The 14079-nt window shown below is 40.3% G+C and carries 15 protein-coding genes; 4 read left to right on the top strand and 11 right to left on the bottom strand.

All coding sequences use genetic code 11. The annotated features are described in order from the left end of the window. Positions 1-70: 70 nt before the first annotated feature. Genes DP117_RS17610 through DP117_RS17600 form a run of 3 tightly spaced genes read right to left on the bottom strand, consistent with a single transcriptional unit; the run spans position 71 to position 1164 of the window. Entirely contained in the window at positions 71-532 is a 462-nt protein-coding gene (locus tag DP117_RS17610; protein ID WP_169219584.1) for a ferredoxin, read from the bottom strand. Next, a complete protein-coding gene (locus DP117_RS17605) occupies positions 532-918 on the bottom strand; it encodes a DUF1257 domain-containing protein (RefSeq protein WP_169219583.1) in 387 nt (128 codons plus the stop codon). Before DP117_RS17605 ends, DP117_RS17610 begins: the two co-directional genes overlap by 1 nt. Before the next feature lie 36 nt (positions 919-954). Next, positions 955-1164 carry a DUF2997 domain-containing protein gene (locus DP117_RS17600; protein ID WP_169219582.1) on the bottom strand — a complete coding sequence of 70 codons (210 nt, stop codon included), beginning with the start codon at positions 1162-1164 and terminating at the stop codon, positions 955-957. A gap of 473 nt (positions 1165-1637) precedes the next feature. On the opposite strand from DP117_RS17600, the gene DP117_RS17595 reads away from it, so the two are divergent. Next, complete coding sequence (locus tag DP117_RS17595) at positions 1638-2660, top strand: saccharopine dehydrogenase-like oxidoreductase (RefSeq protein ID WP_169219581.1); 1023 nt, start codon at positions 1638-1640, stop codon at positions 2658-2660. A gap of 45 nt (positions 2661-2705) precedes the next feature. Here DP117_RS17595 and DP117_RS17590 read toward each other — a convergent pair whose 3' ends face one another. Next, a complete protein-coding gene (locus DP117_RS17590; RefSeq protein WP_339381292.1) occupies positions 2706-3512 on the bottom strand; it encodes a hypothetical protein in 807 nt (268 codons plus the stop codon). Between the two features lie 297 nt (positions 3513-3809). Here DP117_RS17590 and DP117_RS17585 point away from each other — a divergent pair, with 297 nt between their 5' ends. Continuing rightward, positions 3810-5333, top strand: a complete 1524-nt coding sequence (locus DP117_RS17585) for a VanZ family protein (RefSeq protein ID WP_169219579.1) — start codon at positions 3810-3812, stop codon at positions 5331-5333. A gap of 159 nt (positions 5334-5492) precedes the next feature. Here the strand turns inward: DP117_RS17585 and DP117_RS17580 are convergent, their stop codons facing one another. The 7 genes from DP117_RS17580 to DP117_RS17550 form a co-directional block, all read right to left on the bottom strand. Then, positions 5493-6704, bottom strand: coding sequence for a type II secretion system F family protein (locus tag DP117_RS17580; RefSeq protein ID WP_169219578.1), 1212 nt, complete (start codon positions 6702-6704; stop codon positions 5493-5495). 277 nt (positions 6705-6981) lie between these two features. Beyond that, positions 6982-8094: a type IV pilus twitching motility protein PilT gene (locus DP117_RS17575; protein WP_211176170.1), complete on the bottom strand. Its 1113-nt coding sequence runs from the start codon at positions 8092-8094 to the stop codon at positions 6982-6984. A gap of 175 nt (positions 8095-8269) precedes the next feature. Then, entirely contained in the window at positions 8270-10282 is a 2013-nt protein-coding gene (locus tag DP117_RS17570) for a GspE/PulE family protein (RefSeq protein WP_169219577.1), read from the bottom strand. Positions 10283-10387: 105 nt separating this feature from the next. Beyond that, the gene (locus DP117_RS17565; RefSeq protein ID WP_169219576.1) at positions 10388-10861 is read right to left on the bottom strand and encodes a hypothetical protein; all 474 of its coding nucleotides are present in this window, start codon (positions 10859-10861) and stop codon (positions 10388-10390) included. Between the two features lie 123 nt (positions 10862-10984). Then, the gene (locus DP117_RS17560) at positions 10985-11317 is read right to left on the bottom strand and encodes a DUF5615 family PIN-like protein (protein ID WP_169219575.1); all 333 of its coding nucleotides are present in this window, start codon (positions 11315-11317) and stop codon (positions 10985-10987) included. Further along, positions 11314-11538: a DUF433 domain-containing protein gene (locus DP117_RS17555; protein ID WP_169219600.1), complete on the bottom strand. Its 225-nt coding sequence runs from the start codon at positions 11536-11538 to the stop codon at positions 11314-11316. Before DP117_RS17555 ends, DP117_RS17560 begins: the two co-directional genes overlap by 4 nt. Positions 11539-11554: 16 nt before the next feature. Next, positions 11555-12139 carry a glutathione S-transferase gene (locus tag DP117_RS17550; protein WP_169219574.1) on the bottom strand — a complete coding sequence of 195 codons (585 nt, stop codon included), beginning with the start codon at positions 12137-12139 and terminating at the stop codon, positions 11555-11557. A gap of 494 nt (positions 12140-12633) precedes the next feature. Between DP117_RS17550 and grpE the strand changes: the two genes are divergently transcribed. Together grpE and DP117_RS17540 are read left to right on the top strand one after the other, a co-directional pair. After that, a complete protein-coding gene (gene grpE / locus DP117_RS17545; RefSeq protein ID WP_169219573.1) occupies positions 12634-13389 on the top strand; it encodes a nucleotide exchange factor GrpE in 756 nt (251 codons plus the stop codon). Between the two features lie 209 nt (positions 13390-13598). Then, positions 13599-14079: Hsp70 family protein (locus tag DP117_RS17540; RefSeq protein WP_169219572.1), on the top strand; the 481-nt coding region annotated here is incomplete at its 3' end.

The following is a 14079-nucleotide window of genomic DNA, read 5'->3' as shown; positions in this document are numbered from 1 at the left end:
AGGACTCATCAAACTAGTCCTCCACCAGCCCTGCAAAATAACGTGAAACTAACTTGAAACTAACTTGAGTTTAATAACGGGATTTTTTACGGGTCAGTTTTTGCTTTTTGCGTCGCCGTTCAGCAGTCGTCACTGCTCCTTCTACAGGGTATCCAATCAAGGGTATGACCTGATATTTGCGCTCTTGTTCTAAATTTTTCAATTTGGTGTAATTAACCCAGTGGATGCAATCAACAGGACAAGTGTCAATTGCCTCTTGAATAACTTCCTCTGGATCGGCATCTTGACGAATCACACGCGATCGCCCGTAATCTGGTTCAATATAAAACGTATTACGGGCAACGTGGGCACAGTGTTTGCAGCCAATACAGGTAATTTCGTCAACATAAACACCTTTTTGCCGCAAAACTCCTCCCAGTTCCGGTTCTAAACCAGAACGTTCTGGGGCGTCTCGTAAAAAACCGCCCAATTCTGGTTCAAAACCTGAACGATCATCTTCCCTTTCTTCCGGCGACGGCAAAAAATCAGACATTACGCACTCCAGCGCTGTACGACTAAGCGAATGGAACCATCTTCATTTTTTTGTTGTTCAGCAACTTGAAATCCAACACGAGCAGTTTCTTTAACGACTGTATGGTATGCGTATCGCTGTGTCACTTGGCGTAAAAAACCTTCAACTGATAAATTTTGTTGCCAATATTGTAAGTCAGCAACCAATTCGTATTCTTTGCCATTCCATCTAAACCCGATATCGTAACCATTTTCTTGCTCAATGGTGACTTCGGCATTATGGGTTTGACCGCGATAACCACGTACTTCACGTGAACCTTGCTTCCAGTCTACACCTAAATCGCTCAGTGCATCTTTCAAGGAATCAATGTTACGGATTTGGGTTTTAATTTGGCTAAAGTGTGACATGGTGGTTGTGAATGAAACTAAAGTATGTTTGAAAACTTACCAATCGCTGAAAGTGGTTTGCGTATTCACCACACCCGATTGCTGGACCTTGGTAGCAAAGTATTCTGAGGTTGGCTCGTGCGTTAGTACATGTCCTAGCTGTGCTTCTATCGCTGCTGTAACTTCAGCACACGAAGCACCCACAATGCCAGTGACTTTTTCTTGTACCCGACCGTCTGGATAAATTACGAACTCTAAAGTCTCCATGCTTCTTGCCAACCAAAATACTAGGCTTGGACAGTAGTGCTGTAGCAATTGACTATAAATGTAGCCATTTGATACAGAATTTTTCCTTAGCTACAAATTTGCCATTTGTTAATTAATGTTCCATCTCTCAAAATATATATCTCAGAAACTTAACAAAAGTTATTATTCTTATTAGTTCTTACATTCGTTATTTGTAAGTTTCCCTTAATCTTATCTATTTAGTCAAGCTAAAAATTCAACTTGTCATTTCAGTGGGGAAATGCCTAAAAACGGGCATTAGCAGTAGAAAGAGGTGTATAAATAGCGATAATTTTTGAAAAACTTTATCATTATTATCGAAAATCATCTAATTCTCAGCTATAAAACTAGCCAAAGTGTATGATCAGCTATGGGTGTGTACTCAGTAGCAAGAAATCCCAAACAAGGACTGCTAACGGTACTTCACGCTCTTATTTAACTCTCAAAAGTTGACCATGAATGCAGAGCAAGTGACAGGTTCTACTCATCTTTCCAAAGCGATGCGCACAGGAGTGCTGGGCTTTGGCGGACTGGGGCAAGCAGCTGCTAAAGTACTCGCCCCAAAACGTGAAATGCTTTTAGTCGCAGCAGCAGACAAACAAGGCTACGCCTATGCTGCTGATGGTTTAAATGCTCAAGAATGCATTGCAACTTATCAATCTCAAGGTTCAGTGGGTTATTTAGAACCCCTCGGAACTTTAACAAATCGTAGTGTAGAGGATTTAATAGAAAAATCTTATCCTGTAGATGGATATTTTTTGGCGTTACCAAACCTACCCAATGATTTCATCGCCTCTGTCGCGAGGCAATTTATCAAATCTGGTTGGCGCGGAGTCCTAGTGGATGCAATTAAGCGCACTAGTGCTGTGGAACAACTGCTGGCGATGAAAGAAGAACTGCAAGCAGCAGGAATTACCTACATGACAGGATGTGGGGCGACACCAGGACTCTTAACAGCAGCAGCAGCATTAGCGGCCCAAAGCTACGCCGAAATTCATCAAGTCAAAATTGTCTTTGGGGTAGGAATAGCTAACTGGGAAGCTTACCGCGCCACTATCCGCGAAGATATTGCCCATATGCCAGGTTATGACGTGGAAACTGCTAAGGCAATGACGGATGAGGAAGTAGAAGCACTGCTTGATAAAACCAATGGCGTGCTGACTTTAGAGAACATGGAACACGCTGATGATGTGATGCTAGAGTTAGCAGGCATTGTCGGGCGCGATCGCGTGAGCGTTGGTGGTATCGTTGATACACGTAACCCTAAAAAGCCCATTAGCACCAACGTTAAAATCACTGGTCGCACCTTTGAAGGTAAAATTTCCACTCATACCTTCACATTAGGAGATGAAACCAGTATGGCAGCAAACGTCTGTGGACCTGCCTTTGGCTATCTTAAAGCTGGCATTAAATTGCATCAGCAAGGTATCTATGGATTATTCACTGCTGCTGAAATTATGCCTCAGTTTGTGAGGTAATTATTTCATTTAATGATTTATATTTTGTCAGCTGGGTTTTATTTTTCAACCCAGCTTATTTATTGAACTTTGGAAGTTAGACAAATCTTTTGTCGTCGTGTCGTAACCACCGAACATCTCGATATATTCAACAATAGAAGTGCCAAACTCATCGTCAGATACTTTATCTTTAAGTAAAAGCTCTACGACTTTATCAGGACCTCTCAAATGTGCCCCTGCTAGAATACCAGAAAGGGTTATTGTTATTGCTCTTGACTTACCTCTATCATTAAAGGTCTTTTTCTGATTAAGATAATTGTTTATAGACTTACCTTGCTTACTAAGAATATCATTGATATCTTTCCAATACACTCCAAAAGCCTCACGAATCGCTTCTTCTTGGACATGAGGAGAATTGAGAAATTTTAATTTGCTATCAATACCGTTCTTGTTTGTCCATTTACCTCGCCAGTTATTCTTATTAGCACCACGTCCATAATAAACATCGGCTTTATAGTAACCAAGACGAATCAGCAATATTTCCCCAAATTGATACTTACCGATAAATGAAAGTGGGTTTTCAAATCGGTACTGATTTGGATCTCCTGATGAAAGTCCTGTTTCACGCACTCCAAGTGCTTCCAGCATATCTTGGAAACTTCCCTTGCTTTTATCAGACTGCTTTTTTGGAGAAATAACGACTACCATCTCAGGTTGAGATGACTTAAAGTTATTTCTCATTAATAAAAAATTATTGTGATAACTTAGACTCAGGAAATTGCCATTTTTATAAAGTAGTTGACAAATTATCAGTAGTGTAAAAGACATAGTTTTTGCAGCAATAAACTGAATTTCATTGAAAACACTTAGCACAACTTTAGACTTAGTTAGTGTGTATCAGTTGTTGTCTATGTATTATTTATTACTTGACGAGACTTTGAGATCCGGAAAAAGCTGATTTGCCAATGTATTTACTATATGTATTTTAGAAGAGCCTATCTTCATGACGTTTTTATGAAAAATTTACAAGTCTTTCAACACGAAGATTTACGAACAAATAACATGAAGAAAAGCGTTCACTTACTTTTTGTTAATGACTTGTATTTAACCGTATACTAATAATCAGTAGTTCAATTACCTATTATTAAAATACAAAGAAAATGGATCATTATGAAGAGACGCAAAAATTTTACTTTACTGCATAACCAATTGGTAATTTCCGGAGATTTTTTACTGGTCATTTTTAGCATATTAGTTGTACTAATAGCTACACTTTATCCATTGAAATTCTACTTTCCAGAGAGTTTTTCCCTAGCAGAACTGGTTATCAGTTTTGACAATACAAGCTTTTTTAAAGACCAAGTCAACAATATTTTGTTGTTTACGCCTTTAGGTTTCGGTTTCACCAGTCTCTTACAGAGAACAAGGATGAAAGCGACAAGTCAATTTCTAACAGTGATACTTGTGAGTGCAGGTTTATCATTGACGGTTGAAGTTCTGCAAGTTTTTCTGCCTTCCAGAACACCTACTCCTGCTGATGTTTTTAACAATACCATCGGTGGATTGGTGGGTCTACTCTGCTTTTCTTTATGGAACTCACAAAGTTTTCTATCTACTTTAATGCGTATAGAAAATAGTAGAGCCAAGAGTTCTATCAAGAAATTAACACTATTTTTTATTGGATACATACTCATATCCTTTATTATTTCAATTGCTTGGCAACATACAACTACTCTAAGCAATTGGTCTTTGAATTATCCACTGTTGATTGGTAATGAACAAACAGGTGATAGACCTTGGCAGGGATATGTTTCAGAACTTTCTATTGCTGATAGAGCTATTTCTAAAAATGAAGTTTCACAAATCTTGAATCATAAAAATGACAGTAAGATTCTTGGGAAGTCTTTGTTAGCTTCTTATCAATTAACTGGTGAAAGAACTTATCGTGATAACAATGGTCAACTTCCTGATTTATTGTCGCAAGGACAATCATCAGATGTAGAAGATGAAAAAGGTGTTACTTTGAATGCCAGGCACTGGTTAGCAACACCAGAACCTGTCACCTTCTTGAGTAAAAGAATACGTGAAAGTTCCCAATTTACAATCATTACTAACATTGCTACAGCTAATACAGTTCAGATTGGACCAGCACGCATAATTTCACTTTCAGCTAATCCTCTTCATCGCAATTTTACACTAGGACAGCAAGGAAGTGACTTAGATTTGCGAATACGAACACCGATTACTGGAGCAAACGGGACAGACACAAAATTAAGTATCCCTGGTATTTTAGCAGATACTCATCTCCATCATATAGTTATTACTTATTCTGGGGCGACTATTCAAGTTTATGTCGATAAATTACAAAATTCCTACTCTTTTAATCTCCTGGAATTGGTTCCGAAAGAGCAGAAAATTTTTTACTATGCACTGACTTTTATCCCTCTTGGGCTTTGCTTAGCACTCTTGATAACTCTAGCTAAAAGAAAGTTACCTTTTAATAGGTTATTACTTGTTAGCGGCATATTATTACCTTCTCTAATGCTCGAAAGTATTTTGGTAAATGACAGTGGCAAAAGTCTCAATCTGAAAACCGTGTTACTTGGTATATTATTTACAGCTGGAACTACACTAGTATTGAGATGGCGAGCTGAGATGGTGCTTAGAAAAGCAGCTTTTAACAATGAACAGTGAACAGTGACCAATGAAGGAGTCAGGAGTCGTGACGTCAGTCGTCAGAAGTCGGAAGTCGAAAAACTCAATTCTTTATTTCTTCCTTGGTGAATACTGAATTCAGAATTGCTGAATTCTTCTTCAAACTGATAACTGATGAGTGATGACTGATTTCATCATCTAGCCTAGCTGATCGAACACCTTAAACATAGGCAGATACATTGATAACAAAATTGCACCAATCATCCCTCCTAAAACAACAATCATAATCGGTTCCAAAATGCTAGTGAGTGCTTTGACTGTCTGTTCGACTTCATCTTCATAGAAATCCGCAATTTTCATTAACATCGCATCTAATTCACCAGTTTCTTCTGAGATGCTAATCATCTGAATTGCCATTGGAGGAAAAACTTTCTCTTTTTGCAAAGCAATGCTAATCATACCTCCTTGTTGAATTTCTACACGTGCAGTATCAATAGCATTAGCAACCACCTGGTTTCCTGACGTATTCCGCACAATTTCCAAGGAAGTGAGAATTGGAACTCCTGAACGAGTTAAAGAACCAAAGGTGCGACTAAAGCGGGCAACTGATGATTTTTGGATTAACTCACCAAACAACGGTATCTTTAACGAAAGACGGTCTATGGTTTCACGTCCAACTTGAGTTTTGTAGTATTGTTGATACGTAACACTTACTGCAACAATACTAAGAATAACTAAAAACCACCAACTTCTTAAGACTTCACTTATCGATAGCATCAATTGTGTCAAAACAGGCAACTCAGTTCCCAATTCTTTAAAAATATTGGCAAAAATTGGGAGAAGGAAAACTGTCATACCGATAAAGATGGCGATCGCCAAAAATCCCACAACCACAGGATAAGCCAATGCTGATTTAATTTGGTTTTGTAATCGAGCAATATCTTCTAACAACTTCGCTAAACGATCTAGCACTTCATCTAAAACACCACCGACTTCGCCAGCCTGAATCATACTGACATACAAACTATCAAAGCAATCAGGATATTTCCGCATTGCTTCAGAAAGATTCACACCACTTTGAACATCGGTACTAATGCCCAAAATAGCTTGTTTCAGTTTAGGATTGTTAGATTGCTGCGCTAACACACTCAAGCTTCTAAGAATTGGCACTCCTGCATGAACTAAAGCAGCAAATTGACGAGAAAAAACAGCTTTATCCTTCACAGAAACATGTGTCAATTGTGTTTTAAGTTGTTTAAAGTCAAAGCCTTGAGATTGTTTTTTGAGGTCTTGTACCACATAACCCTTTCGCCTAAGATGAGTATGGGCTTGAGCTAAGGAATTAGCCGCAAATTTTTCTCTTTTCGATTTTCCTTGCGAGTTCTTCACACGAGCAACAAATATTGGCATATTAAATAATTCAAAATGGACCGGAGGCGGAGCGGCTCCGGCTCCGCTGCGTCCCGCTGCACTAACAAAATTTAAAAACAAGAAATCCACGACTATCCAAGTATCCTGCTTGTTGACTTTGTTAACTTAAAGTTTAATTGGCTTTGAACAAGAAATTGTCAATTATCAGTTATCAGTTATCAGTTATCAGTTATCAGTTATCAGTTACCAGTTATCAATTATCAGTTATCACTGTTCACTGTTTATTGTTCACTGTTCATTGTTCATTGATAATTGTTCATTGAATCTTGACTGCTCCTCCTGTTCTTATTCCTATTGGTAGTACAGCACTACTAATAATACGCTTGATTTCATCTGGCTTAGAAGTTTTAGACATCATTGCTTCCAAGGAGATAACTCCGGCTTTATGTAAATCTGCTAAAGCTTTTTCTAGAGTTTGCATTCCTAATTTACCTCCAATCTGAATAGCAGAGTAAATTTGAGATGTTTTCCCTTCACGAATCAAGTTAGAAATAGCAGGAGTCACAACCATAATTTCTTGAGCCATTACTCGATCAAACTCACCTGGCTTGGGATTTTTTCTAGGAACCAGAGTTTGGCTAAATACTGCCACCAGTGAGTTAGACAACTGCACCCGCACTTGAGTTTGTTTTTCTGATGGAAAAACGTCAATAATTCTGTCTACAGTTTGTGCTGCTGAACTTGTGTGCAAAGTTCCAAAAACCAAATGTCCTGTTTCCGCTGCAGAAATAGCTAACGAAATTGTTTCTAAATCACGCATTTCTCCTACCAAAATAATATCTGGGTCTTCGCGCAAGGCTGCTCTCAAAGCATTGGCAAAACTTTTTGTATCTTCACCTAGCTCCCTTTGATGAATCAAACTTTTTATAGGTTCATAAATAAATTCAATCGGGTCTTCTATTGTTAAAATATGCTCTGCCCTGGTGCGATTAATGAAGTCAATTATGGCAGCTAAGGTAGTTGTTTTACCAGAACCCGTAGGACCTGTTACCAAAATTAATCCTCTTGGTTTTTCTGACATTTCTCGTACAACGTCTGGCAAACCTAATTTTTCAAAGCTTGGAATTTTAGAACTTAACGCCCGCAAACAAGCGGCATAAGTACCACGTTCTTTATAAACATTGACCCGAGAACGAGCCAATCCCTTAACACCATAAGAGCAATCTAGCTCCCAGTTTTCCTCCAAGGTTTGACGCTGGGAATTATTGAGGATACTGAAAATTAGCCTCTGACACTCATCTGCTGATAAAGGTTCACCAATAGGTGTCAGTTTGCCACTGAGTCGAAAGTAAGGAGGTAAACCTGCAGATAAGTGCATATCTGAACCACCCATTTCTATCAACTTTTCCATAAAATATTCAATCATCATTTATATTTTTCTACTTCCTTTATTCCAAAGTAATGACTCATACAGCCTTCCTAAATAGGATGTAAACACCTTCTTCCTCTTCTCTTTCTTTTCTTTGCGCTCTTTGCGTCTTTGCGGTTCGTTTTTTTTATTTTTTGTTCACGATCTATCTAGGATTGCTGTAACTAATGACTAATTAATCTTGAAATCGTGGTGTCATACAATATGGACAATCTAGCCATTCAGATTGGAGTTGGGCATGACAAGTTCGACAAGTTAGACTGCTCTTACGTTTAGCTTTTAACTCTGCTTCCAAACCTGTATCAGTGAAGGTGACTCGTTCTACTTCTTCTAAAGTGGTGTAACCTTGACGCACTAAATCAAGGCTGTAATCCAGTAAGGTTTTCATTCCTTCTTCCACTGCGACTTCTTTAATGCATTCTGTTGGTGCATTTTTGGAAATTAAAGCTTGCAGGCGTTCTGTGATTCGCATAACTTCATAAACACCACAACGTCCTTTGTAACCTACACCATGACATTCTGGGCAAAGCTGATTGTTTGCTTTAGCTTGTTGAATTTGCTCGCAAGTAAGGGTGTTTGCCTTATAGAAAATAATACCTGCTTCTTGGCTTGCTGATAAACCGTAGCGAGCTAGTTCTGCTGTAGTGGGAATATAGGAAATGCAACAGTTATGACAGACGCGTCGTACTAAGCGTTGTGCTAGTACACCAATGAGAGAACCAGAAATCATGAAAGACTCAATATCCATTTCTCCCAAACGGGCGATCGCCCCAGGCGCATCATTCGTATGTAAAGTTGTTAAAACCAAATGACCAGTCAAAGCTGCCTCAATTGCTGTTTTTGCCGTTTCCTTGTCTCGCGCCTCACCCACGAGAAGCACATCAGGATCTTGACGCAAAAAGGCTCGCAAAGTTGTTGCAAAATCCAAACCTTTTTCTCGAATCACCTGCACTTGAGTAATCCCAGGTAAGCTATACTCAATTGGGTCTTCTACCGTACAGATGTTGATACCTGAAGAATTCCGCTCCGAGAGTGCCGAGTATAACGTTGTTGTTTTACCAGAACCTGTCGGTCCAGTCACTAGAATCAAACCAAAGGGACGACTGACCATTTCCTTGACAAGTTGCAAAGTTTCTGCATCAGTAATCAGCTGATCCAATCCCAATTGAGTGGCAGAGTTATCCAAAATCCGCAGTACAACCTTTTCCCCGTAGCGACTGGGTAAAGTACTGACGCGAAAGTCCACCTTGCGTCCCTCAAACACTCGTCTAATGCGTCCGTCTTGAGGTAAACGCCGTTCAGCAATATCTAAATTGGCAATAATTTTGAAACGAGTTGTGACAGCAGGAATGATTTTTTTGGGCAGAGGAGCAAAAGCCTGACTCAGCACACCATCCTTACGAAAACGAATGCGTAAGTTTTCTTCCTGTGGTTCTACGTGAATATCAGAAACCCTCTCATGTAGTGCTTTGGCAAGGATTCTGTTCACCAAATTGATGATGGGAGCATCCTCAGCACCCTTCATCGCTGCGGCTAAATCAGCTTCCTTATCTTCAGACGCATCATCTAAATTGAGATTGTCTAGATTTTCTAAGTCCTGATTGATATCTGTAAACTTTTCTTGTTCTAAGTTCTTTTTCCGAACAGTCAGTTCATCTAAATATTGGTTAATAAGTTGCTGATAATCTTCTTGAGTCATCACCATCCGCTGCAATGTCCATCCTTGGGGACGCAAGATGCGGTTCAAGTCATCCGAAGCCTCTAAATTATCCGGATCTACCATCGCCACCAAAACCGAGGGCGGATTTTTGTCTGCGTTCTTTGTTAATGGAATCAAGTGATGACGACGACAGATATCCACTGGAATTAGAGTATCAATCAGTTGATCAATTTGGGTTGTGCCAATCTGACTCACCTCTAAATCAAGAGATTCAACACCGTATAATATTTTGAGTTCAAACAGCTGCTGCTTTTTGTGTAACCTATATAGCTCTGGTGATAACCGTTGTCCCGAAATTGATTCGAGCACTTGTGTCAAGGGTTTGCCAGACTTACGGCTTTCAATCAATGCGTGTCTCATCTGTTCGCTATTGACAAAGCCAGATTCCACTAGTTTGTTGCCAAAGGGCGAGAACTCTAGTTTTGCAGTAATAGCAGTACTACGCCTTTGTGGTAACGAGTCAGACATATATGAGCAATTTAGTTATGGGAACTCTAAATAGATTATTCCCATGCTGTGAGGCGGAATTGACATCTACACTGAGTTAAATTCAGGTAAAAATTTTTAAAATGACTACCGTTTGAGAGTAGGAGCAACCTTCTCTAGGTAAGCTCGAAAGATTTGATGTGCTGTTTTGTGATCGCCTTTTGGGGTAAGATTACACAAAAACCATATAGCTCTACTTTGATAACATCTCGGTTTATCTGTCGCAATTAACCGACCAAGGTGTTCACAATTCCAAGCGGGAAAAGTGTACTCCCAATCAGCAAAAACATGAAGGGCTTGTTTGAGCCGCTCAATTGTTCGCTCTGGGTCAAAAGCAATGTGGTCAATACCGGCAACAAATTTTGCCTCCTTTCTCTCAAATGGACATAACCCACGACCTGTATCAAAAATATGTGTATCTGATAGACCAATCCCATAATGCCAAAATGGATCAGGTGGATTTTGCCAGTTGAGTAAACGCCCGTATCGCTCACTTGAGGGGTCAACGAAACACTCTATTTCTTTTATTCTCTTCTCGATTTGTTCTACAGACAACGACATACGTGAAGGCGAATTTACTAACTGCTGCTTATCAAGTTAACCAGAAACTCTCAGCTTAACCAATAATTTCAACAGCTCTATTATGAGCGATCGCGCTCTTCCGAGGAAGAGCGCGATCGCTCTTCAAGTTAACACCAGAATACTTTCTTGCTGTGCGTTTCCAAACTGACTAATTGTGACATAATTGTCCCGCAAGATTTGTACGATTCTAGATGTTGGACAATTACCGACACGAAGGTAGATAAATTTTGGAGGATGACCGTAGAGAAGACTACGTTGATGGAAATCAGAGTCTTTGGAAACAATCACGAAATCATTTGCTTTAGCATATTCCCAAATCAACACATCTTCACTTTCGATGAGTGCTAATGTTTTAACATGCACTGAGTCAGTATACAGATCTGTAATTCTAGGAATGATCCGGTCAGAAAGGTTTTCGTCCAAAAGCAGTTTCACACAGATACCACGAATAACCTTTTCTCACGATCTGCGGCAAAAGCAAGACAAGCTTTGATGTCTTCGGAGGTGAGTTCAGAAAAGTCTTCCAGAATCTCTTCTTGGGTCATACCACTTGCAAGATATTCCAATATGTCGTACACTGTGATTCGCATTCCTCGAATGCAAAGTTTACCACTGCGTTTGCCAGGTTCGATTGTGATGATGTCGTGGTAGTCCATAAGTCGGCAGGGATGTTTACTTATGTCCATAATAGCCGGAGGTTGAAGCTCTCGAAATTGATACATAAGCAACGTTCGTATCAGTTATCGCATAAGTAAAATCGATTTGCGCGTTTAACAAGAAATGTTTTCTGAGTGCAGCAACACCATGTTGAATTTCGTTAGCTGCAGTAGACAACCACTGCACCACTTGACTCATAGATTCTGCCTCTGTGGGCAACCAGTCTTCACCGCCGTAACGCCGTGCCAAATAAACTAAAATTGCTTGGGCATCCCGAATCACCACATCGCCATCTCTAAGAACTGGCACTTGTCCTAATGGGTTGAGTTTCAAAAATTCTTCTGTTTTTTGTTCGCCACCTTTCAAAACAACGGGTACAAGCTCATACTCTAACCCAAGCACAGACAACATCAACCGGACTTTGTGACAATTCCCTGATAACTCAACGTCGTATCTGGCGTGTTTGAAGAGGCGTTGCCCGATGAAACGGGAAGCCCAAAAGACGAATAAAACCGTCCTTGTACTAGTTGGATTTGGGGAAGCCCCATCTATTCCGCCACGCTTCGCTATCAGCCGTTCGCGCAGCGTGCCGTCAGGCATAGGCAAGATGGGGTACTTCACTGTCTACTAATGTCTACACAAGAAGTCATTGGGCAATTAACAAAAGTCGTCAATACGGCTATGAAGCTGCAACCTTTTAAGCGTGCATTTGAGCGCCTCCCAGAGAAGCATTTGCACACTTAGGGAAAGTTCAGCACAAAAATAAATAAATATGACAGCTATATTACGAGAATGCGCTTAAATAATTGCAGATATTTTAGGCTGGCTTGATTTCGCAAAAAAACAATAACCTATAGAAAGCAAGCTTGTGCTCTTGGCAAATTCTTTACCTTACGGTAAGCCGCCCAAGAAGTGTATACGCCAACATACTCAGCATTTGTCAAAATAGATGACGGTGACCAATTAAAGATGAAGGATGAAATATTATGTACTTCACTTCATACTTCATACAATCTTATAGAAAGCCATCTACACGGTGACCACTTTTTGATATGGGGATAACTACCCAACACAGCATCTGGGAAGAGTGCAAAATGATAGACGAAGATAAACAGCAAAACAACACAAACCAGCAATCAGGTGAAGAAAGCGAGGAAAAGCAAGCAATGACGAGCGACTCTACAGCCCAAATCAATGTCAACGCCAGCCAAAGCGAGGGAACTGAGCCAGTGGCAAGCCAAGTAGATGTATCTTCAGATACTGCAAAACAGAATCAAAGCAATAATGTTGGTGCAACAGTTGAGGATGTTAGTGGGGAATTTGCAGCTAAAGAAGCAGCATTTAACCAACAAATTGAGTCCCTAAAAGCACAGCTAGAAGAGCGTAGCACTCAGTACATGCGGATTGCGGCTGATTTTGAGAATTACCGCAAACGCAATCAAAAAGAAAAAGAAGACTTAGAACAACAGATAAAACGAAACACAATTACTGAGTTATTACCAATCGTCGATAATTTTGAACGAGCAAGAGCGCAAATTAAACCCCAAAATGATGGGGAGATGACGATTCACAAAAGTTATCAAGGTGTTTACAAGCTATTAGTAGATAGCTTAAAGCGCTTGGGCGTCTCGCCAATGCGTCCTGATGGTCAATCATTCGATCCGAACTTACACGAAGCGGTATTGCGCGAACCTACGGATGAATATCCTGAAGGAACAGTGTTAGAAGAGTTAGTACGTGGATATTACTTGGGCGATCGCGTGCTGCGCCATGCAATGGTGAAGGTGGCTGCTCCGAAGGAAGATGTATCCTCGAATGGGGAAAATCAGTCGAGTTCAGCCGATAGTTAAGCCGTATTCGCTCGCCTGACTGATGAAAAGTCCCAAGGATACTGGGGCGAGCAATCTAACCACACCCGACAGATAGTCCGCGAAACATCACGTCCAAAGTTTAGCAACCTTTACCCGGTGTTTGTGTATCGCTAACACCGGACTGAAGTTGCTCAAAACTCTGGGAAAAAGTACTCAGTAAAAAGACTGATGTCAAACAACTGAAATTTATGGGAAAAGTTATTGGGATCGATTTAGGCACTACCAACAGTTGTGTGGCGGTTCTCGAAGGTGGTCAACCAATTGTGATTGCTAATTTAGAAGGCGAACGAACGACTCCTAGTATTGTGGGATTCGGTAAGGAGAATGAACGCTTGGTTGGTCAACTGGCAAAGCGTCAAGCTGTCACGAACGCTGAAAACACAATTATCAGTATCAAGCGATTTATTGGTCGTCGTTGGGATGACACTATAACGGAACGCGATCGCCTTGCTTACACCTGTGTCAAAGGTCGAGACAATACCGTTGATGTACTGCTTCGCGGACACCATTACACACCACAAGAAATCTCCGCGATGATTCTCCAAAAACTGAAACAAGATGCGGAAGATTTTTTAGGTGAACCTGTCACTCAGGTAGTGATTACAGTACCAGCATATTTTACAGATGCCCAAAGACAAGCGAGTGAACTACCTACACTCCCCTTGCGGG

Origin of the sequence: Brasilonema sp. UFV-L1 (assembly GCF_012912105.1) — a bacterium.
Taxonomy (GTDB): Bacteria; Cyanobacteriota; Cyanobacteriia; order Cyanobacteriales; family Nostocaceae; genus Brasilonema.
Note: the sequence above shows the minus strand (reverse complement) of the source record. Positions and strands in the feature narration are given on the sequence as shown.